This window comes from Kitasatospora sp. NPDC096140 (assembly GCF_040303045.1).
Lineage (GTDB): Bacteria > Actinomycetota > Actinomycetes > Streptomycetales > Streptomycetaceae > Kitasatospora.
In genome coordinates this window covers 131,092-150,361 of record NZ_JBEOUW010000009.1, presented here as the reverse complement: position 1 = coordinate 150,361, position 19,270 = coordinate 131,092, and the positions used below count along the sequence as shown (strand labels likewise).

Sequence of the window (19,270 nt, the reverse complement as noted above, 5' to 3'; positions counted from 1 at the left end):
GCTCAGCCTGATCGGGCGGCCTGGTCGGTTCGGCTAGGCCTGATCGGGCGGCTTCCTCGGGTGGCCCGGTCGGTTCGAGGTGGTCGCTTGCACCTCCCGTAGGGGGAGGAGGCAGGGTGGTGGCCATGAACGGCGACACGACCTACACCATCGGTGAGCTGGCCCGGCGGACGGGGCTGACGGTCAAGACCGTCCGCTTCTACTCGGACCAGGGGATCGTGTCGCCGGCCGACCGCAACCCGGCCGGCCACCGGCGGTACGGCGTCGACGCCGTCGCGCGCCTGGAACTGGTCCGCACCCTGCGGGAGCTCGGGCTCGGACTGCCCGAGATCCGGTCGGTGCTGGAGCGTGAACGTGCCCTGCCCGCCGTCGTGGCGGCGCACGCCGAGGCGCTCGACGTCCGGATCCGGGTGCTGCGACTGCAGCGGGCCGTGCTGGGCGCGGTGGCCAGGCGCGGGTCCACACCCGAGGAGTTGACGATGGTGCACCGGCTGGCCCGACTGTCGGAGGACGAACGGGAGCGCCTGGTGGGGGAGTTCCTGACCGGAGTGCTCGGTGCGTCGGTGGCCGGTGGATCGGTGGCCGGTGCGTCGGTGGCCGGTGGGTCGGCGGCTGTCGGATCGGCGGCCGGTGGCCGGTTCGCGGCCGTGGCGCGGTCGTTGACGCCGGAGCTGCCGGCCGATCCGTCGGCCGAACAGGTCGAGGCCTGGGTGGAGTTGGCGCAGCTGGCGGCGGACGACGGGTTCCGGGAGGTGTTGCGCGGACTGCTGGCGGACGAGGCGGCGGAGGCCGGAGAGGGCCGACCGCGTCCCGGACTGGCGGTGGCCGTACGGGAGTTGGCCGGTCCGGCGGTCGCGGCCGGGGTGGTTCCGGAGTCGCCGGAGGCGGCGGTGATCGCGGCGGAGCTGCTGTCGCGGTACGCGGCGATGCTGCCGGGCGGTGCCGAGGCGGTGCGGGGTCGGTCGGGGGATCGGTCGGGGGATCGGCTGCGGGGTCGGCTGGGGGAGAGGCTGGCGGCGATGGCTGATCTGCGGCGGGAGCGCTATCTGCACCTGCTGGCGGTGGTCAACGGGTGGTCGGAGCCGGAGAGTCGGGCGATCGAGCTGGACTGGGCGCGGCGCGCGGTGGCCTGAACCGGTAGGGGCGGCGTGGGCGTGGTGGCCACGTCGAGGACGGTTGGGGCTGGGGCTACGGCTACGGCTACGGCTTCGGCTGGGGGTGTGCCGGGCCGGGAAAGCCGGTGAGGAAGGCGTGGGCCTGGGCACGCAGGTCGTCGACCGGCGGGTCGTCGCAGACCACCTCCATGCCGAGCGCGGTCGTCTGCCCCCAGTGGAAGTAGGACTGGAAGGCGAGGTACGGGCGGTGGTCGTCGCTGGGGTCGAGGCCGACGGCGAAGGTCGCGAAGTGGTTCCGCTCGCTCTCCGTCCGGGCGAACTCGGTCCGGGAGAGCTCCCATTCGAACTCGTAGGGCTCGGGTTCGGCGGGCAGGTCCAGCAGGGCCTGGGCGAGCCGCCGGACCTCGTCCGAGTGCGCGAACGGGAGCGACTCGGATCCGAAGGGGCCCGCGGCGAACAGCTCCCACTCGCGGCCGTTGTGGCTGACGGTCAGTGCCCAGTGGCCGGCCTGGTCGTGCCACTGGCAGTGGAGGGTCTGATCCGGATTCATGGTGGTCAACCTCCCTGTGGTTCCCGACTGTTCGTAGTCCCTCATCGTGGCACACCGGCCGGTGGAGGGAAGTCGGGTGTGAGCCGTTCTCGGGCCCGTTGCCAGGCTTCCTGAAGGGGCCGGTAGCCGATGACGGTGATGCCGTGCTCGGCGAGGAGCCGAGGGGCCTCGGGGGACACCAGGAACTCGTGATCGGTGCGGCGCACGTGCCAACCGTCGTCGTGCGGGGCACGCGGGTCGGGCCCGGCCAGGCCGGGGTGCAGCGCCCATTCGGTCAGGCCCGGCGGGAGCGCGGCCAGCAGCCGGGCGTAGTGGGCGGGCTTGTCGTCCAGGGGGACGGCGAAGCTGTCGAGGAAGTCGTGGTCGACGACCGGCAGGCCGAGCCGGCGCATCCGGGCCAGGGCGGGTGGCAGCCAGACCCGTACCGCCAGGCCGTACTCGGCGCCGAGGGCGAGGGTGAGGTCGAGGATGTCCTCGCGGCCGCCGTCGGCGAGGCAATGGAAGTCGAGGTGGGTCGGTGCGGGACCGGCCGCCCCCACCGCGTCGATCTGGGCGCGGAACTCGCGCTCGACGTGGTCGAGCCGGGCGCGTTCGAGCAGTCGGGAGCGTCCGGCGGGCGTGGGGGCGAAGAACCCGCCGGTGTCGTCGAGGAGGGACGGTACCCGGTCGCGGGCGGCCAGCGGGCCCCAGCGGAGGTGCGGTGACTCGCAGACCAGGGTGAGGTGGACGCCGAAGGGGACGTCCGGGTGCCGGCGCAGGAGCCGCAGTGCGTGCGGGGCGGCGTGGCAGACGGTCATCAGGCTGCAGGAGGCCGCGATGCCGTTCCGGACGGCGTCGATCACGGCGAGGTTGACGGACTCGTCCCGGCCGAGGTCGTCGCAGTTGAGCAGCAGGAGGCGGGCGTCGGGCGGGTGGTGGAGGAGGGCGTTGGCGCTGGGGGTGGGGGAGGCGGCGGGGTCGGTGGCGGGGTCGGTGGCGGGCATGGGGGGAGTCTGCACCGGCTCCCGGGGTGGGCGCGCGGGGATTTCCACCGGGGGCGAACGGGGGTGGCGCGGTGGGTCGGTGCGGTGGGTCGGTGCGATGGGTCGGTGGGTCAGCCGGTGGTGGGGGCCGGGTGCCAGGGGCGGTCGGGGCGGGTCCGGACCGGGGCGGAGGTGAGGCGCAGCCCGTACACCTCGCGGTCGGCGGCCTCGTACGGGACCTGGCCGAGGTACTCGTGGCCGGTGAGGTGGCACCAGGCGGGCAGGTCGAGCGGGGCGGCGGGGTCCGTGGTCTGGATGTGGACCACCGCGCCGGCCGGGAGGTGCGCGATGCGGGCACGCAGGCGGAGCAGCAGCTGGACGCAGAGCAGGCCGGTGCCGTCGATGGTGAGGTCGGGGGCGGTGCGGTCGGGCGCGGGGGGCGTGCCGTCAGGGCCGAGCGGCGTGCGGTCGGGGCCGAGCGGGGCGGACGGGGTGGCCGGGGAGGTCATCGGGGGGTCTCCTGGGTGATGCGCCAGAGGCGGCGGGGCAGTTCGCCCTCCTCGAAGGGGTGGACGTCGGTGAGGTGCCAGCCCTCGGCGAGCGCGTCCACCAGCTCGCGGGGGAAGAAGTGGACGGCGAAGCCGCCGTGCTCCCAGATGTCGTCCCCGTGGCCGGTACCGGCGCCGTAGTGGGCGTCGCCGGTGTGTCGGACGGTGTAGACGAAGGTGCCGCCCGGGCGCAGGACGCGGCGGACCTCGGCGACGAGTGCCGTGATCTCGTCGGTCGAGAGCGCCATGCAGAGCAGCATGTGGGCGAAGACCGCGTCGACGGAGGCGTCGGGGAGGGGCAGCGGGTCACGCACGTCGTGGGTGACGATCGAGAGCCGGTCGGCCAGGCCCTGGCCGGCGGCTGCTGCGCTCAGCTGCTCCAGGCCGGTCGGGCTGAAGTCGGTGGCCAGCACCCGGAAGCCCGCGCGGGCGAAGTGCAGGGCGTCGCGGCCGTGGCCGGCGCCGAGTTCGAGCACGTCGTGGGCCCTGGCGGCGGCGAAGGCCTCGGCGGCGTACGCGGCGGGGGCGGACGGCAGCTCGCCGTACATCCCGGGGTTGGCGGTGTAGGTCCGCTGCCAGTGCGCGCGCTGGGTGTCGGCGAGGGCGGGCTCCCGGCCTGGCGTGTCGCCGGGGGTGTGGGTCATGGTGCTGCCCTTCGCGGGGTGGTCGTGCGGTCGCGCGGGGGTGGTGCGGTCGTATCCGTGCGGGTGCGGGTGCGGGTGCGGGTGCGGGTGCGGGTGGTCAGGTGGTCAGGTGGACCGGGCTCAGCCTAGGACCGGGGTGCGGCGGTGGCCCCCGCGGGTCTCCGGTGGCGCTGCTCAGCCGAGGGGCGTGCCGGGGGCGGTGCCTCCGAGTCGGGTGAGCAGGGCGGACAGCCGGCCGAGGTCCTCGGGGCTCCACTGCCCGGCCGCGAAGTGGTCGGCGGCGACCTGGCGTGCGGTGTGCAGCATCTCGGCGAGCCGCTCGCGACCGGTCGGGGTGAGGGCGGCGTAGGCGACCCGGGCGTCGCGGGCCGCGGCCTCGCGGGTGACCAGGCCGATCCGCTCCAGCGGTGCCAGGCCGCGGGTCACGCCGGAGGCGGTGAGGCCGAGGGCCTCGGCGAGGTCGACCCGGCGCATCCTGCCGCCGGGGGCCTGGGCGAGGTGGAGCAGCATGGTGAAGTCGGACAGGCTCACGCCGTGCAGGCCGCTCAGGCTCGCGTCGAACCGCTTGACCACGGCCGCTTGGGCGCGGACCAGCCGCAGGGCGGTGTCCAGCGGATCGGGGCTCGGGGGCGTGTCGGTCGGTTCCGTCGTCTCGGGCTCTGTCATTGCCACCTCCTTGACTGCTCAAGTATATCCCTACGGAGAGCCGTCAAGGAGATGGCCGGGGGGAGGGGGTCGGTCAGCCGGCGGCGTTGGCGGCGCGGCGCTGACGCTTGCCGAGCGGTGCCTGCGAGAGGTCCTCGGCCTGGGAACGGAGGTTCTTGAAGCCGTAGCCGCGGGCGGTCAGCCAGCTCTCCGCCGCCTGCTCGGCCCGTTCGGTGGCCGCCAGGATGTCCTCCTCGGCCTCGCCCTCGTCGAGGAAGCGGAAGGTGAAGGCGGACCGCGCGGAGAGGTCGTAGCTGAGGTGGCCCTCGCGGGTGAAGGCCGCGTGCAGCACGTCGTGCTCGGGCGCGGCGGCCAGGAGTTCGGCGCGCTGCCCGTCGGTGAGGCCGTCGAAGACGCCGCGCACCATGATGCGGAAGGTTCGGGTAGTCATCCCCCGACCATAGGCAGGAGGGGCTGCCGACCGCCAACGCGATTTCGTCGCGTCGGCGGTCGTCGCGTCGGCGGTCGTCGCGTCGGCGGTCGGCGGTTCGTGGCCGTGGGGTTCGTGGGTCCGGGTGGGGAGGCGGTCAGCTGCTGACGCCCAGTTGGGTCAGCAGCATCGTGTTGTCCTCGATGTGCCAGTCCTCGACGATCCGGTCGGTGCCGACGTGCTGGATGTCGATCGCGTTGAACTCGACGGACCGGCCCTCACCGCGGACGCCGTTGAAGGTGCCGGTGAAGTGGCCGCGGAAGACCAGCCTGGCGGTGATCTTGTCCCCGGTGACCAGGACGTCGGACAGCTCGCAGGTCAGGTCAGGCACGGCGGCGCGGAAGGTGCGCGAGGCGAGCGCCGGGCCGGTCGGGCCCTGCGGGCGGCCGGGCGGCAGCGTGTTGTCCCTGAACTGCGGACTGATCGCCGCGTCCAGGTACCGCTGCTGCCCGGTGTTCCAGAACGTGTACAACTGCTGGGCCAGGCGCACCTCTTGGGCCGCGCGCCGGGAGCCGATCGAACGGTCCACGGTGAGCGCCTTCGGCTGGACCAGGTCGGGCGAGCGGTCGACCAGGCGCTGCGGCCAGGAGCGCGAGGACTCGTGGCGGTCGGCGGTGGCGTCAGCGGTGGGGCGGCCGGCCCCGTGGACGGGCGTGGCCGCGGCGGTACCGCCCGCCAGGGCGGCCAGGGCGAAGGCGACGGCGGCGGCGCGGGCGGCGGTGCCGGTCCGCGGTCGCGGGCGTCGGCGGGCCGCGTCCGAGCGTCGGAGGTCAGACAAGGCGACCGCCCCCGTCGACGTGCAGCACCGTGCCGGTGACGTACGGGTTGTCGATCGCGTACAGCACCGCCTTGATCAGGTCGTCGGGACTGCCCACGCGTCGCGCCGGATTGCGCCCGGCCACGCCGCGCAGGAACGCCTCCTTGTCGGCACCGAGGCCGTCCCAGGAACCGGTGTCGACGATGCCGGGGGAGACCGCGTTGACCCGCACCGGTGCGATCTCCACCGCCAGCGCCTGCACCAGGAAGGCGAGCGCGCCGTTGGTGGTGGCCATCACCGTGCGCTCGGGGGCCGGACGCCAGGCGGCGACACCGGAGAAGAACGTGAACGAGCCGCCCTCGGCGACCTGCCCCACCAGGTGCTTCGCCAGCAGCAGCGGCCCGATCACCTTGGCTGCGAACGCCCGCTGCACATCGGTTGCGTCGAGCTCCCGCAGCGGCCCGTTGGCCGGCATCGCGGCGGTGGACACCAGGTGGTCGAACGAGCCCAGGCGGGAAGCGAGTTCGGCGATCGACCGCTCGTCCGCGAGGTCGAGTGAGAACACCTCCGACGGCCCGGACAGCTCTCCGGCCGTCCACTCCAGCTTGCGCGGATCCGGACCCGCCAACACGAGGTCGGCACCGGCCGCCGACGCGGCCTTGGCGAGCGCCCGCCCAGTGCGCGAACCCGCACCCACCACCACGAGACGTCGACCCTTCAGGGAACCGTCATCGGACACGGGAGAACTCCTTCGTCATCGGGGAAGCGGCCGACCGTCCGCTTGCGGCGGCCGCACCACGACCCTCCCCCGACCTGGTGTGATGAGTCCAAGGCTTGTTTTCGATGCAGTCGATAACATCTGTTCATGGCAACGCTCCGGCAGCTCGAATACCTGGTCGCGGTGGTCGACACCGGATCCTTCACCCGTGCGGCCGAACAGCTGCACGTCACCCAGCCCGCGCTCTCCCACCAGATGCGGGCCCTGGAGAACGCCGTCGGCGGCCCGCTGCTCGAACGCCTGCCCCGCTCGGTACGGCTCACCCCGATGGGGCGGGCGGTGCTGCCGCACGCCCGCGCCGCGCTCGCCGAAGCCGAACGCCTCCGCACGGTGGCCCGGCGCACCGCCGGACTGGAGCAGGGCGAGCTGGAGGTCGCGGCCGTCTACTCGGTCAGCCTCGGCATCCTGCCGCCCGTCCTGCGCGCCTGGCGCCGACTCCACCCCGGCGTGCAGATCCGGCTGCGTGAGTACCCGCACGCCGACCGGCTCCAGGCCGCCATGGCCGCCGGCTGCGCCGACGTCGCCGTCGGCCCCGCCCCGGCCGACTGGGAAGGCCCGATCCGCGAACTCGGCGTCGAGGAGTTCGTGGTCGTCCTGCCCGCCGACGACCCGCTGGCCGACCGCCCCGGCGGCACGATCGCGCCGGCCGAACTCGCCGACCGCGCCTGGGTCCACTACGCCCCCGACAACGGCCTCGCCGACCTGCTCGACCGCGTCGCCGCCCAGGCCGGCTTCCACCCCCGAGCGGCCGTCCGCGCCGAACAGACCTCCGCCGCACCGCTGTTGGCCGCCGCCGGCCTCGGGCCCGCCCTGGTGCCCGCCAACATCGTCCCGCCGCACTTCGACGGCGCCGTGCTCCGCCCGGACCCACCGATCCGCCGCACCCTCACCGCCTACACCCGCACCCGCCCCGACCCGCTCACCGTGGCCTTCGCCGACCTCCTCGCCGCCCAGGCCCGGGTCAATCCGCCTGGCCTGTCGGTGGCCGGGTTGGGGGGTGTGGTGGAGGCGTGATGTGAGGTGGGCTGAGGGGGTGTTGGGGTGGGTGGGGGGAGGTGGCTTCACGGCCCCGGCCGGGATCGGTCTGCTCGCCGTGGCTACAGACCTCCTGGCCGCCCAGGCCCGCGTCAATCGGCCGGGCCTAGCGGTGGTTGAGGCGGGGTGGGGGTGTTGGGGTGGGTGCCCAGGTGGGCCCGTCTGGCCTGGGCGGTGGTTGGGGTGGGATGTGGAGGGTGGCCGTCGGGGTGGGTGTCTCGCGGGTCGGCTCGGCTGGGCGGTGCGGGTGGGTGGCGGTGTCGTCTGGGCGAGGTGGTCTCACTGCCGGCACTCACACCCGCCCGGCCCGGCGGTGGTCGGGGTGGGGTGAGGGCGGCGGCCCGTCCCGTGGTGGGCAGCGGTGTTGCATCGGGGAGAGGTGCGGGTCGTTCGCGGGCTCGGGCTGTCGGGTGGGCGATGAAGTCGGTTCGACTTGAGCAGATGTGACGATGTGCCAGGTAGGCCTCGGGCGGATGCATGGCAGAGCCTCCTTCTGCGGCGGCCCGGGTGGCTGCCGTTCGGTGACTCCAAGAGTGGTTGCTCCGGTCCCGATCGCGCATGTGCCGATCGGCAGGAATCCTGGGGGAAGTGGCCGGGCCGATCCTGCCGAACGGCACTCCCGCCGGGACTGCTGCTGCGGAACCATGGCCGCATGACCGACATCGAGCCCACCGCGCCGCCCGCCGAGCGGCGCCGCACTCTCCTCGCCGCGATCCACCGCGCCGGCGGCACCTGGACCCGGCAGCGGGCCTGGGAGCTCTACCGGCCCCGGCCGGAGCCCAAGTTCGTCCGCCGGGACCTGCAGGCGCTCTGTGCGGCCGGCCTCCTCGTCCGCGTCCGGATCGGTGAGTACCGGGTGCCGCGGTGAACGGGGCGACGGGGTTCGCTACGTCCGGGCCGGGAGCCGGGTGCAGACGGCTCCGGTGGCGAGGGCCGCGGGTTCGGCATCGAGGGTGGCGAGGGTGAAGGCGGTGGTGAGTGCGCTGATGTCGCGGGTCTCGCGGAGGAGGTAGTGGTTGCCGCCGGGGATCTCGTAGCGGGCGAGGTCAGGGACGACCCGGCGGGCGCGCAGCGCGTACTCCAGCGACTGGGTGGCGTTGGCCGCGCTGTTGTCGCCGGTGCCGTGGACGATCAGCACCCGTCGGCCGGCCAGCTGGTCGACGGCGTCGCCGCTGGGCAGCCAGGGGGCGATCCCGGCGACGCCGACGACGGAGGGGTGTCCGGCGCACCAGAAGGCGGCGCGGCCGCCGAGGGAGTTGCCGATCAGGACCACCGGCGCGCCGTCGTACCGTCGGGCGAGCTCGTCGAGTGCCCACCGGGTGTCGACGGCGGTGTCGGCGTCGTCGCCGTTCCAGCCGCCGTAGCGGTAGCGCAGAACGTGGACGGCGAGGCCGTGCGGGCGGCCGCGCTCGGTGAGCTCGGTGGCGAGCTCCCGCAGGCCGAGTTCGGCGACCTTCACTGGTCCGCGGCGGCTTCGGATGAACCCGCCGGGCAGCAGCAGGGCGACGCCGTTGACCGGCCCTTCCTCCTGCCACGGGGTGAGTTCTGGGGTGCGCTCACGGTGCGCTAGGAACACGCGGAATCCTCCCTGGGGTGTACAGGCGGATTCTACGGTTCCGGGGGTGGGGCCCGGTGCGTGAGCAGGGACTCCAGGATCCAGCCGGTGACCCCGCTGCGCGCCACCATGACCCTGGCCCAGCGGGCCCCGAGCGGTGAGGTCCAGCTGTCCGTCACCTCGACGACGTCACCGGAGCAGGCCAGCCCGACGACGGTGTCTCCGCCGGAGTGGTCGAGCCGGACGTTGGCGGCGTCGGCCGAGACCTCCCACCAGCCCGCCCCGACCGCGGGCGGCCGTTCGTCGCCCGGTGTGACCGCGGCCGGCACGAGCAGGATCGCGAGGGAGAGGACCGCTGCCGTCGCCCGGGCGGTCACGGCCACGGGGGCCTCGGCGGCGCGGTGCACGCGGACGGCGGTGACGGCGTGACGGGCGGGGGAGTCATGTACAGCAGAACGAGCGGACCCTGCGTGTGCGCACTGTCGGGCGTCGAGGCTCACCCGTTCGAGTGGGCGGAGTCGGGGAGCAGTCGCCCTCCGACCGCGGGGAGAATCTTGCTCCGTTGTCGACCGGGGGAGCGCTTCGACCAGGTCGTCCCGGCCTGGGCGACGTGCTGCGGGCCCGCGGGCAGGTCCGTGTGCTGCTCCGAGCAGGGGCGGAGGGTCAAGCCGCAGGAAGTCGGTCGGGCCGACTTCCTGCTCCGCTGGTGGCGAGGAGGGAGTTCGTAACGATCACCCCATTCGGCGCCTCGCATGTGCAGGTGATGGCCGGGGTTTTCCCTGCTCTTTGTTTTGGATGACCGGGGGCTCTGCGACGATCCGATGATCGTCGTCCTGATGCGGTGGGCGGCGCGTCGCAGGGGAGAGAACGGCATGGCCGTTGGGCCCGAGGACAGCGTTGTCCGGGCGGGGTGGGGTGCCAGGTTCGCCTGGGACAAGGAGATCTGGATGGTGGTCGCCGGCGGGGTGCTGGGCGGCCTGTTCGCGACCATCGGGCTGGCCGCACTGCTCGGGCCGGCGAACGGGTTCGGCGGCGACAGCCTCGGATACCTGGGCATCATCAGCATCCTCGGGCTGATGCCGTGCGGCGGGGGCCTGGTCTGGGCGCTGATCCACCCCCGGCGCGGCTTCCCGGCGATCGCCGTCGGGATGCTGCTGGGGCTCGGGATCTTCTTCGCCTTCGCCGGTGAAGGCGTGGACGACGCCTGGAAGGCCCCGCTGGACCGGCCGTCCACGACCCGCGCGCTGGGCAGCTGGACGGCCGGGGACCTGGTGGTGCGGGTCCGCCCCGACCAGGTGGTCGCCTACCGCAGTGCCACCGGGGCCGTCGTGTGGCACTGGACGCTGCCGGGGGAGGACTCGGTGTGCGCGATGAGCCGTGGCGTCGGGGCCGGCACCGCCGGGCAGGGCTCCGTCGGGCTGATCGGCCACTCGCCGCACGACAAGCCGTGCACCGCGGTGACCGCGCTCGACCTCTCCGACGGCAGGGAGGGCTGGACCACCGCCGTCGACGCGCCGGCGCGGGACGGGGACGCGGCGACGCCGGACGTGGTCACCGTCGCCGGCGGGCAGGCCGTCCTGCAGGAGAAGGACGGCTGGCGGGCCGTCCGGCTCGCGGACGGTGCGGCGGTGTGGCGCGGGACGACCGACGCCGGCTGCGCCCCGCTGCACGTTGCCGGCGGGGCGGCGGACGTGGTGACGGTCGCGCAGTGCGGCGCGGCGGCGCCCGTGCTGCGGTCGCTGGCCGCCGAGGACGGGCGGGAGCAGGCGCGCATCGCGCTGCCCGTGGTGGGCGGGCTGAAGAACCTCGCGGTGGTGTCGGTCGATCCGCTCGCGGTGTGGGTCGACGCCCAGGGGGAGCGCGGGACGCACGCGGTGCTCAGCTTCGACCGGGCGGGGCGGCCGCGGGCGTCGATCCCGGTGTCCGGGAGCGAGTACGACCTGGACGTGATGCTGGGCGGCCTGCACGCCTTCGACGAGTTCGACGCCCGGCCGCTGTTCGGCGGGGTGGTCGTCGGGGACCTGTTCGTCGTGCCGGGGGAGCGGCCCGGCGACGTCACCATCGGCAGTGGCAGGAACCCGGTCCGCAGTGCGACCGGCCGACTGGTGGCGTACTCGCTCGCGGACGGCGGGCAGCGGTGGACGGCGGGGTTGGACGACCAGGTCTCGGGCCTGGTCGTGGACGGGACGTCGGTGTGGGCGATGACGCGCAACCGGATCACCCGGGTGGACGCCGCGACCGGACGGCGGAACGCCGAGCTGGACGTGAACGGCACGTCGTCGCTGTACCCGGTGGACCTCTCGGTGTCGGGGCCCAAGCAGTTCACCGTGGTCGCGGAGGACGGGACGCGGGACGAGCCGCCGGTGCGCGGGATGAAGTGAGGGGTGATCGGGCGTCGGCGGCGGCCCCTCACCGGGCACGCCGCCGACGGCATGGTCGGCGGTGCCGCCCGCGGCGCGGCCGGCCCGCGGTCAGCGGGAGTCGTTCCGGAAGTCCGGGTAGCCCAGGATGAGGACCTTCTCGGCCGGGTTCCGGACGTAGGGGATCACCTTGCCGGTGTCCTCGAAGCCGAGCCGTCGGTAGAAGGCCAGCGCGCGGCCGTTGCCCTCGTTCACGCCGAGGGTCAGCCACCGGACGTCGACGTGCTCCTGCGCGTGCCGGACGGTCGCGTGCACGAGGTCGGCGGCGGGGCCGCCCGCACCGCGGTGCCCGGGAGCGACGTAGACGGCGTGGACGTGTGCGGTGTCGGGCACGTGCGGGATGGGCTCGACCGCGGCCATCCCGACCCAGTTCCCGTCCTCGTCACGGACGGTGAACGTGGCGCGTTCCCGGGCGGTGGCCTCGGCGGCGGCGTGCTGCTGCCAGTAGCCGTCGGGGCGGGCGGCGGTGTCGGCGTAGGAGAGGCTGAAGGCGTCGGGGGAGTCCCGCAGTGCCTCCAGGGTGATCTCGCGGAGTTCCCGCCATTCCTCGGTGGCCATCCGGCGTACGACGTAGTGCATGAGCCGAGCCTGGCACGGGTGCGGGGCGGGCGGATCACGCGTGAGGATGATCTTCATCGCGGGCCACCCCGGTTCCGGGCCGCGGGCCACCCCGGTTCCGGGCCGCGGGCCACCCCGGCTCGGGGCCGCGGACCGCTCCGGGGTGGGCCTCCCGGGCCGTCCGGCGCGGGCATCCCGGGCCGTGCGGCGCCGGGGAGCGCCGCCGCGACCGGCGGATCTGAGCCTTCCAGGCGGTTGTGTCAGGCTGGTGTGGGAGCACCGCGGAGATCGGGAGGCTCATGATGGCCGAGACCAGCGTGAACGGGGTGGCGCTGCACTACGAAGCCCAAGGTGAGGGCCCCGGCGTCGTCCTGGTGCACGGCTCGTGGAGCGACGGGGACTCCTGGACGCGGGTGATGCCGGGCCTGGCGGAGTCCGCCACCGTCGTCGCCTACGACCGCCGGGGGCACAGCCGCAGCGAGGACCCGCTCACCCAGGGTTCGGTCCACGAGGACGCGGCCGATCTGGCCGGGCTGATCCAGGGGCTCGGCCTCGCCCCGGCCTTCGTCTACGGCGACTCCTACGGCGCACTGGTCACCCTCCGGCTCGCCTCGGCCCGTCCCGACCTGCTCCGCGGGATCGGCGTGCACGAGCCGCCGGGCACCGGCATCCTGCTCGCCGACCCGGACCTCCGCCCGATCGGCACCGCCTTCGCCGACCGGATCGCCGCCGTCCGGGAACTGCTGGAGCAGGCCGAGTCCGCCGCGGCCGCCGAACTGTACGTGGACAGCCTCGCCTTCGGGCCGGGCGCGTGGGAGCAGCTGCCCGCGCCGATCCGGCACACCTACATCCGCAACGCGCCCACCTACCTGGACGAGCTGCGCGACCCGGACGCGCTCGACCTCGACCTCACCGGCTTGGCCCGGTACACCGAACCGGCGCTGCTCACCCAGAGCGACGACAGTGCGCCGATGTTCGGCGAGGTGCTGGACCTGGTCGACCTCGCCCTGCCGAAGGCGGAGCGGCACCTGTACAACGGCGCCGGCCACGCCCCGCACCTGTCGCAGCCAGAGGAGTGGGTGCGGGTGGTCCTCCCGCGCGTGCTGGTGTGAGGCGGACCGCCGTCGGGCCCGGGAGCTGAGCGCTCCTCGGGTCCGGCGGCCGTGCTCCCCGGGCCCTCGACGGTGCTCCTGCAGGCGCCACCGGCCCGGTTGGCGCCACAGCCCCGGCGGGCGCGGCCGATCGGGGTGGGTTCGTCCGCCTTCCGGGTGATGACGATTCGCCCCTGGACGAATCGCGGAGCCGACGCTCGCCAGTGAACTCCCTTGGGGCGCACGCTACTTCGGTGACCGCGTCCACACGGACGCGGCCGACCGGAAGGACGAACATGACGAGCACGCGTGGCCGCGTCGCCGCCCTGCTGGGAGCCGTCGCGGTGGTCGCCGGCACCACCCTGGCCACTCCCGCCCTCGCGGCGGCCGCCGAACCGGCCGGAGTCGGGGGCGGGATCTCCAGACAGGCGCCCTGTCCGGACGCGCCGGAGTTCACCTGCGGGACCCTCACCGTCCCGCTCGACCACAGCGGTGCCACGCCCGGGAGCCTCGACCTCGCCGTGGCGGTCGCCGGCAACACCGACGCCCCCAAGGGCGACCTGCTGTTCCTCACCGGCGGCCCCGGCCAGCCCGGTGTGCCGCTGATGAAGCGGATCGCGAGCAAGCTGGAACCCGTCCTCAAGGACTACCGCCTGGTCATGTACGACCAGCGCGGCACCGGGGGCGGCGCGCTCCAGTGCCCCGGCCTGCAGGAGGACATGGGCTCCTCCGACCTCGCCGCGCCGCGCGAACAGTCGATCGCCGACTGCGCCGCCGCCCTCGGCCCGAACGCCCGCTTCTACGGCAGCGCGGACACCGTCGCCGACATCGACCTGCTGCGCCAGGCCCTCGGCGACCGGCGCCTCACCCTCGACGGCGTCTCCTACGGCACCTTCGTCGCCGAGCGGTACGCGCTCGCCCACCCGGCGCACGTGGCCCGCCTGGTGCTCGACTCGGTGGTGCCGCAACAGGGTTACGACCCGCTCGACCTGGCCGCGCTGCCCGCCAGTGCCCGTGTCCTGACGGCCGCCTGCCGGGCCACCGGCTGCACCACCGACCCGGCCGCCGACCTCGCCGCGGTCGTTCGGCAGTACGGCAACGGGGCGCAGATCCTGGACGCCCTCACCAGCTACGAGTTCACCGACCCGAACTACGGCGGCGTCGCGGAGGCGCTGCACGAGGCCGCCGCCGGGCAGCCCGCGAAGCTCCAGAACTTCATCGACACCGTCCACCAGGGCGACGCCGCCCCCGCCAACCTGCTCAGCCAGGGACTGCACGCCGCCACCGTGTGCGCCGACGGCCGCTTCCCGTGGGGCACCACCGACACCCCGGTCGCTGGGCGCGCGGCGGCGCTGGAGCGGACCCGGCAGCGGCTGACCGCCGAACAGACCTGGCCGTACGACGCGGCGACCGCCACCGGGCTCGGCAGTCTGCTGGTCTGCCTGGACTGGCCGCGCGAGCAGGTGCCGCCGACGCCGTCGGCGCACCGCAAGCTGCCCGACGTGCCGGTCCTGCTGCTCGGCGGCGACCGGGACCTCTCCACGCCGAACGAGTGGCTGTACCAGCAGGCCGCGTCGGCCCACGACCCGCAGATCGTGATCGTGCCCGGGGCCGCGCACTCGGTGCAGACCCGGGCGGCGAACCCGGTCGGGCGGCAGGCGGTCTACGACTTCCTGCTGAAGCAGGGGTGAGGTAGCGGGGAGACCGGGGCCCGGGGAGACCGGGGCCGGGGACCCGGCGACGGTCCGTGCCACACGGGGGTGGGGACGGGGCGCCACCGGGCCTCCACGGACCGGGCGGGCGGACCGGGCGCGGGCGGTCCGGCGTAGGCCGAACCGCCCGCGCCCGGTTCAGCGTTCGGTCGCGCCCCAGCCGTCGTCCGGCAGCGTGCGGTCCGGTTCGGGGCAGTCGACGTGCTCGTAGCCCCACAGCATCGCCTTGTGCAGCACCCACTCCTCCAGCGGCGGCTGGTCGTAGGCCTCCCGGTTGGTCAGGACCAGCTCCACCCGGACCTCCTCGGCCGGCGAGAACAGCAGGTTCCGCTGGTGCGGGAGGTTCTCGTACGTCACCGTCTGCCAGACGCAACCGGCGGCGGTGAGCGCGGCCATCAACTCGGCCTCGGTCACGCGGGTGTCGAGCGTCACCGACTCGCCGCCAGGCCGCGGGAGTTCCAGCTCTCCGTGCCAGACCGGCAGGGACAGCGAATGGAGCTGCCGGCAGCGGCAGAACACCGTCTGCACGTCGCCCCAGCCGAAGCCGTGCGGCCAGCGGTTGTCGCGGCGGATCCGGCCGCCGTCCCAGGGATCGCCGTAGCGGGCGGCGAGTTCGGGCAGCGAGGCGCCGTGGCGCAGGTCGCCGAGGCCGCCGGTGGAGACCAGGCCGGTGAGGACGGTGAGGAAGTCCGTCATCCCAGGCACCCGCGTACCGCGTCGATCAGCCGGTTCGCCCGGGCGTCGCCGTGGCCGATCATCCGGTTGGCGACGTAGGCGAAGCCGACGCCGAACTCGTCGTCACCGAAGGCGAACTGGCCCCCGGCGCCGTCGTTGCCGAAGCTGCGCCCACCGAGCAGCGGACGGAACGCGGGGGAGTCGAGCAGCACGCCGGAGCCCCAGCGGGCGCCCATGTCGAAGCCCAGGAAGCCCGCGCCGGAGGAGACTTCGCGCACCGCGTCGGTGACCGTGTCGGGGGAGAGCAGCCGCTCGCCGCCGTCCAGACCGGTGACCGCCGCCGCGTACAGGCCGGCCAGCCCGGTGGCGGAGGCGACGGCACCCGCTCCGGGCAGCTCGATCGCGTGCAGGGCCGGGTCGTTCCAGCCGTGCGGCACGTCCAGGCCGGGGAAGACCAGTGCGCCGTTCATCGTCACGATCCTGGTGAGCAGGTGTTCCGGGCCGGGCATCGGGCGGCGGCCCTCGGCCTCCACCAGCCGTGCCAGGCGCGGGAGTTCGCTCTCCGGAAGGCCGATCCAGACCGGCAGGCCGAGCGGATCGGCGAGCTCCTTGCGCAGGAACGCGCCGGGGGTCAGACCGGTGATCCGGCGGATCACCTCGCCGACCGCGAAGCCGAACACATGGCCGTGGTACTCGTAGGTCGTGCCCGCCTCCCAGAGCGGTTCCTGGGCCTCGATCGCCCGGATCACCGGCTCCCAGGCGGCGACCTCCTCGAACGGGAGCACCGCGTCCAGCGCCGGCAGGCCGGCCCGGTGGCCGAGGACCATCCGGGTGGTGACGGACTGCTTGCCGTGCCGCGCGAACTCGGGCCAGTAGCGGGCGATCGGCGCGTCCAGGTCGAGTCGGCCCTGCTGGGCGAGCAGGTGCGCACAGATGCTCACCGCGCCCTTGGCGCACGAGAAGACCGGCACCACGGTGTCCTGCGTCCAGGCGCGGCCGGTGCGCTCGTCGGCCGTGCCGCCCCACAGCTCGACCACCTTGCGGCCGCCGGCGTACACCGTGACGGCGGCGCCCAGCTCGGGGAACTCCTCGAAGTTGGCGGCGAAGACGTCCGCGACTGCGCCGTAGTGCTCGTCCGCCCACCCCTGGTACTGCTGCATGGTGCGTGTCTGCCCTTCCCTGGTCAAGATCACCGACCGGTCCACGGTACGGCGTCGGCGCGGCCGCGACGAATGATTTGACCGGGGCTGGGGCGGGTGGGGCGAATGTGACGGTCCGCCATCCCTTCATGCTCTGAGGGGACCTGTTGGTACAGCGGGTGCTGCCCGCCTCCCGCGGTCGGTACTGCGGTGTCGAGGTGCGACGGTGCATCGGTGCAGCGGTGCTCCGGGTCCGCACTATGCTGTCCGGCGGTCCTGGGACCGAAGGGCCGGAGACCGGGGGAGGAACATGAGCGACGACCGTGCCGGGACGGGCTTCGGCGCCCATCCGGCGAAGCCCGGGGCCGCAGGGTTGCCGCAGCAGCGCCGGGGGGTGTGACGGTGCCCGACCACGATGCGCACCCGCTGGGGGAGAAGCCGGGTAGTCAGCGCCAGCAGGTGGAGCGGTTGAAGAAGACGATCGACGAGTCGCACGGCATGTGGGGCGCCGGTGATCTCAAGTACGCCGTCCATGACGCCCTTCAGCTCGCCGCTCCGAAGGGGGACGCGGGCAAGCTCGGCGAACTCGCGGCCGCCTACACCGCGGCGGTCGGGCAGATCGACCAGGTCCAGATGAAGGTGGAACGCGTCGGCTCCCAGCACCTGCCCGACGCCTGGACCGGTCAGGTCGGCGAGAAGGCGGCCGAGGTGGTCAAGGCCTCCGCCGACGACCTGACGCGCTGCCGGGACTCCTTGGACAAGGGGCGGCTGCACCTCGCGACGCTGGCCACCGCGCTGAGCGAGGCGCAGACCCTGCACGGGCAGGGGGCCGCGCCGCTGGGCGAGGCACTGAGCCTGCTGCACGAGATCACCGTCGCCGGCGCGCCGGACCTCGTCCACTGGGACGACGACACCATGCACAGCGCGCACGCGAAGGCGAAGGACGGCATCAAGTCGATCTTCGACGCGGCGGTGAAGGCGGAGACCGCCGGCCGCGCGGCCGCCCGCGAGCTGAACGCGCTGGCGGGCAAGGCACTCGCGGGCAAGTTCACGAACAAGGGCCTGGGCGCGGCGGACAAGCTGGTGCTCGTCGACGCCGCCGTGGACGGCAGGCGGGAGTACGGCGGCATCCTGACCGAGGCCGACGTGACCCGGGCCGCCCAGGTCATGGACGGGATGAGCGAAGCCGACCGGGCCCGCTTCGACCGGCTGCTGGCCGGCAGCAAGTCCCCGGAGGAGCGCGCCTACCTGATGAAGGCGCTGGCCGCCGGGCACGGCTACGACGAGGTCAAGGCCTTCGGCGACCTGATCCACGAGCACGGCGACGACCCCGCCTGGCTGGCCGAGCGGATCTCCCCGGTGCAACTCGACGCGGCCTCCCCGGACTTCGCACCGACGGGCTACCAGGGCGTCAGGTGGGACCAGGGCAACCGCGGGACCTGCGTGCCCGCGTCGACGGTGACCGCCCGGGCGATGGTCGATCCGCTGTTCGCCTTCCAGCTCACCACCGGCGGCCACCCCGGTGACCCGAAGTTCGACAACGGCAAGGCCGCGTACGAGCGTTGGCTGTCGGAGACGGACCGCGTCCACGACAAGCGCGGTTGGTGGCACAAGTGGACCGACGGCATGCTGGACTACGAGTCCAAGGACGTCGCCGACGACGAGATCGGCGCGCACACCGGCGCCGGCTACAAGAACGTCGACCTCGACAGCCGGGACCAGCGCCAGAACGCGCTGGCCGAGATCGAGCGGAAGGTCGACGAGGGCAAGCCCGTGCCGATCTCGGTGGACAGCGGCCACTGGTACCAGTCCGGCAGCCACCAGATGGTGATCATCGCGCACCGCGGTGACCTGCTGGAGCTCTACAATCCGTGGGGCGCCACGGTCTGGGTCAGCGAGAGCGACTTCGTCGACAACCACATGCAGGGCGCGTCCGACGACCGGTTCCCGGCCGTGTCAAGCGTCCGAATGCCCAAGTGAGGCCCGAAGTGACCACCCCGCAGCCCCGGAGCGGCCGCGTGACGCGCCGCCGGATCCTCCTCGCCCTGACCGCGGTGCTGGCCGTCGCGATCACCGTGGGTGCGGTGGTCGTGCACCGGATGACCACCGGCAGGCTCGACCACGGCACGGTGTTCGGCGCGACCTCGGACCGGCTCACCGTCAGGCCCGGCGAACTCTTCTCCATCGAGGTGTTCGGGTACCAGGGGTCGCGCGACGCCTGGGCGGTGTCCGACCCCGGTCCCGACCCGGCGGTCGTGCGGGCGTCCGGGGACGAGTACGTCGACAATGTCGGCATCGAGGACCTGGCCGCCCACGTCTTCGTCGGTTCCCTCGGCTCGGGCGGCCACTACTACTTCACGTTCCGCGCCCAGAACCCGGGCCGGACCACCGTCACGCTGCACGACGGGGCTCCCGGCCACGGGGGCGGGAAGTTCGCCCACGGTTCCGACCGGGCCGAACGGCAGTTCACCGTCGACGTCCGCTGAGCCTCCTCCTCCGGTTGGGGACGGCTAGCGGAGCGCGGGTGTGGGCAGGCTCGGTCGGAACGTCCGCACACGCTGCACCGGACGGCACGAGCCGCACCGGACGAAGGAGC

Annotated in this window: 21 protein-coding genes; 8 read left to right on the top strand and 13 right to left on the bottom strand. The window is 73.9% G+C overall.

Annotation, left to right across the window (positions count from 1 at the left end; translation table 11 throughout):
* Positions 1-125: 125 nt before the first annotated feature.
* Positions 126-1,133, top strand: a complete 1,008-nt coding sequence (locus tag ABT048_RS11830; protein WP_350521206.1) for a MerR family transcriptional regulator — start codon at positions 126-128, stop codon at positions 1,131-1,133.
* A gap of 67 nt (positions 1,134-1,200) precedes the next feature.
* Here the strand turns inward: ABT048_RS11830 and ABT048_RS11825 are convergent, their stop codons facing one another.
* The 8 genes from ABT048_RS11825 to ABT048_RS11790 all read right to left on the bottom strand — a co-directional run bounded on the left by ABT048_RS11825 (position 1,201) and on the right by ABT048_RS11790 (position 6,450).
* Entirely contained in the window at positions 1,201-1,665 is a 465-nt protein-coding gene (locus tag ABT048_RS11825; RefSeq protein ID WP_350521205.1) for a hypothetical protein, read from the bottom strand.
* 41 nt (positions 1,666-1,706) lie between these two features.
* The gene (locus ABT048_RS11820) at positions 1,707-2,648 is read right to left on the bottom strand and encodes a polysaccharide deacetylase family protein (protein WP_350521204.1); all 942 of its coding nucleotides are present in this window, start codon (positions 2,646-2,648) and stop codon (positions 1,707-1,709) included.
* Positions 2,649-2,758: 110 nt separating this feature from the next.
* Complete coding sequence (locus ABT048_RS11815) at positions 2,759-3,136, bottom strand: sulfurtransferase TusA family protein (protein WP_350521203.1); 378 nt, start codon at positions 3,134-3,136, stop codon at positions 2,759-2,761.
* Positions 3,133-3,819: a class I SAM-dependent methyltransferase gene (locus ABT048_RS11810; RefSeq protein WP_350521202.1), complete on the bottom strand. Its 687-nt coding sequence runs from the start codon at positions 3,817-3,819 to the stop codon at positions 3,133-3,135. Before ABT048_RS11810 ends, ABT048_RS11815 begins: the two co-directional genes overlap by 4 nt.
* A gap of 174 nt (positions 3,820-3,993) precedes the next feature.
* Positions 3,994-4,485: a MarR family winged helix-turn-helix transcriptional regulator gene (locus tag ABT048_RS11805; RefSeq protein WP_350521201.1), complete on the bottom strand. Its 492-nt coding sequence runs from the start codon at positions 4,483-4,485 to the stop codon at positions 3,994-3,996.
* 73 nt (positions 4,486-4,558) lie between these two features.
* Positions 4,559-4,915, bottom strand: a complete 357-nt coding sequence (locus ABT048_RS11800; RefSeq protein ID WP_350521200.1) for a DUF6204 family protein — start codon at positions 4,913-4,915, stop codon at positions 4,559-4,561.
* Positions 4,916-5,051: 136 nt separating this feature from the next.
* Positions 5,052-5,732: an ester cyclase gene (locus ABT048_RS11795; protein WP_350521199.1), complete on the bottom strand. Its 681-nt coding sequence runs from the start codon at positions 5,730-5,732 to the stop codon at positions 5,052-5,054.
* The gene (locus ABT048_RS11790) at positions 5,725-6,450 is read right to left on the bottom strand and encodes an SDR family oxidoreductase (protein WP_350521198.1); all 726 of its coding nucleotides are present in this window, start codon (positions 6,448-6,450) and stop codon (positions 5,725-5,727) included. Before ABT048_RS11790 ends, ABT048_RS11795 begins: the two co-directional genes overlap by 8 nt.
* Positions 6,451-6,576: 126 nt before the next feature.
* Between ABT048_RS11790 and ABT048_RS11785 the strand changes: the two genes are divergently transcribed.
* Together ABT048_RS11785 and ABT048_RS11780 are read left to right on the top strand one after the other, a co-directional pair.
* Positions 6,577-7,503, top strand: a complete 927-nt coding sequence (locus tag ABT048_RS11785) for a LysR family transcriptional regulator (RefSeq protein ID WP_350521197.1) — start codon at positions 6,577-6,579, stop codon at positions 7,501-7,503.
* A 673-nt stretch (positions 7,504-8,176) separates the two neighbouring features.
* Complete coding sequence (locus ABT048_RS11780) at positions 8,177-8,392, top strand: hypothetical protein (RefSeq protein WP_350521196.1); 216 nt, start codon at positions 8,177-8,179, stop codon at positions 8,390-8,392.
* A gap of 18 nt (positions 8,393-8,410) precedes the next feature.
* On the opposite strand, the gene ABT048_RS11775 is transcribed toward ABT048_RS11780, so the two are convergent.
* A complete protein-coding gene (locus tag ABT048_RS11775) occupies positions 8,411-9,100 on the bottom strand; it encodes an alpha/beta hydrolase (protein ID WP_350521195.1) in 690 nt (229 codons plus the stop codon).
* Positions 9,101-9,132: 32 nt separating this feature from the next.
* Complete coding sequence (locus tag ABT048_RS11770; RefSeq protein WP_350521194.1) at positions 9,133-9,486, bottom strand: SH3 domain-containing protein; 354 nt, start codon at positions 9,484-9,486, stop codon at positions 9,133-9,135.
* 465 nt (positions 9,487-9,951) lie between these two features.
* Between ABT048_RS11770 and ABT048_RS11765 the strand changes: the two genes are divergently transcribed.
* Complete coding sequence (locus ABT048_RS11765; protein ID WP_350521193.1) at positions 9,952-11,460, top strand: outer membrane protein assembly factor BamB family protein; 1,509 nt, start codon at positions 9,952-9,954, stop codon at positions 11,458-11,460.
* A gap of 90 nt (positions 11,461-11,550) precedes the next feature.
* Here the strand turns inward: ABT048_RS11765 and ABT048_RS11760 are convergent, their stop codons facing one another.
* Positions 11,551-12,078 carry a GNAT family N-acetyltransferase gene (locus ABT048_RS11760; protein WP_350521192.1) on the bottom strand — a complete coding sequence of 176 codons (528 nt, stop codon included), beginning with the start codon at positions 12,076-12,078 and terminating at the stop codon, positions 11,551-11,553.
* A 281-nt stretch (positions 12,079-12,359) separates the two neighbouring features.
* Here ABT048_RS11760 and ABT048_RS11755 point away from each other — a divergent pair, with 281 nt between their 5' ends.
* Together ABT048_RS11755 and ABT048_RS11750 are read left to right on the top strand one after the other, a co-directional pair.
* Positions 12,360-13,169, top strand: a complete 810-nt coding sequence (locus ABT048_RS11755; protein ID WP_350521191.1) for an alpha/beta fold hydrolase — start codon at positions 12,360-12,362, stop codon at positions 13,167-13,169.
* Between the two features lie 275 nt (positions 13,170-13,444).
* Positions 13,445-14,839, top strand: coding sequence for an alpha/beta hydrolase (locus tag ABT048_RS11750; protein ID WP_350521190.1), 1,395 nt, complete (start codon positions 13,445-13,447; stop codon positions 14,837-14,839).
* Between the two features lie 159 nt (positions 14,840-14,998).
* Here the strand turns inward: ABT048_RS11750 and ABT048_RS11745 are convergent, their stop codons facing one another.
* The gene (locus ABT048_RS11745) at positions 14,999-15,556 is read right to left on the bottom strand and encodes a hypothetical protein (RefSeq protein ID WP_350521189.1); all 558 of its coding nucleotides are present in this window, start codon (positions 15,554-15,556) and stop codon (positions 14,999-15,001) included.
* A complete protein-coding gene (locus ABT048_RS11740; protein WP_350521188.1) occupies positions 15,553-16,695 on the bottom strand; it encodes a serine hydrolase domain-containing protein in 1,143 nt (380 codons plus the stop codon). The genes ABT048_RS11745 and ABT048_RS11740 overlap by 4 nt, the downstream gene beginning before the upstream one ends.
* 381 nt (positions 16,696-17,076) lie before the next feature.
* Here ABT048_RS11740 and ABT048_RS11735 point away from each other — a divergent pair, with 381 nt between their 5' ends.
* A complete protein-coding gene (locus ABT048_RS11735) occupies positions 17,077-18,654 on the top strand; it encodes a peptidoglycan-binding protein (protein ID WP_350521187.1) in 1,578 nt (525 codons plus the stop codon).
* A gap of 38 nt (positions 18,655-18,692) precedes the next feature.
* Positions 18,693-19,160 carry a protease inhibitor I42 family protein gene (locus tag ABT048_RS11730; protein WP_350521186.1) on the top strand — a complete coding sequence of 156 codons (468 nt, stop codon included), beginning with the start codon at positions 18,693-18,695 and terminating at the stop codon, positions 19,158-19,160.
* The last annotated feature ends 110 nt before the right edge of the window (positions 19,161-19,270 follow it).

Coding starts and splice junctions, on each gene's coding strand:
- ABT048_RS11830 (WP_350521206.1), top strand. CDS start 126: ATGAACGGCGACACGACCTACACCATCGGTGAGCTGGCCCGGCGGACG.
- ABT048_RS11825 (WP_350521205.1), bottom strand. CDS start 1,665: ATGAATCCGGATCAGACCCTCCACTGCCAGTGGCACGACCAGGCCGGC.
- ABT048_RS11820 (WP_350521204.1), bottom strand. CDS start 2,648: ATGCCCGCCACCGACCCCGCCACCGACCCCGCCGCCTCCCCCACCCCC.
- ABT048_RS11815 (WP_350521203.1), bottom strand. CDS start 3,136: ATGACCTCCCCGGCCACCCCGTCCGCCCCGCTCGGCCCCGACCGCACG.
- ABT048_RS11810 (WP_350521202.1), bottom strand. CDS start 3,819: ATGACCCACACCCCCGGCGACACGCCAGGCCGGGAGCCCGCCCTCGCC.
- ABT048_RS11805 (WP_350521201.1), bottom strand. CDS start 4,485: ATGACAGAGCCCGAGACGACGGAACCGACCGACACGCCCCCGAGCCCC.
- ABT048_RS11800 (WP_350521200.1), bottom strand. CDS start 4,915: ATGACTACCCGAACCTTCCGCATCATGGTGCGCGGCGTCTTCGACGGC.
- ABT048_RS11785 (WP_350521197.1), top strand. CDS start 6,577: ATGGCAACGCTCCGGCAGCTCGAATACCTGGTCGCGGTGGTCGACACC.
- ABT048_RS11780 (WP_350521196.1), top strand. CDS start 8,177: ATGACCGACATCGAGCCCACCGCGCCGCCCGCCGAGCGGCGCCGCACT.
- ABT048_RS11765 (WP_350521193.1), top strand. CDS start 9,952: ATGGCCGTTGGGCCCGAGGACAGCGTTGTCCGGGCGGGGTGGGGTGCC.
- ABT048_RS11760 (WP_350521192.1), bottom strand. CDS start 12,078: ATGCACTACGTCGTACGCCGGATGGCCACCGAGGAATGGCGGGAACTC.
- ABT048_RS11755 (WP_350521191.1), top strand. CDS start 12,360: ATGGCCGAGACCAGCGTGAACGGGGTGGCGCTGCACTACGAAGCCCAA.
- ABT048_RS11750 (WP_350521190.1), top strand. CDS start 13,445: ATGACGAGCACGCGTGGCCGCGTCGCCGCCCTGCTGGGAGCCGTCGCG.
- ABT048_RS11745 (WP_350521189.1), bottom strand. CDS start 15,556: ATGACGGACTTCCTCACCGTCCTCACCGGCCTGGTCTCCACCGGCGGC.
- ABT048_RS11740 (WP_350521188.1), bottom strand. CDS start 16,695: ATGCAGCAGTACCAGGGGTGGGCGGACGAGCACTACGGCGCAGTCGCG.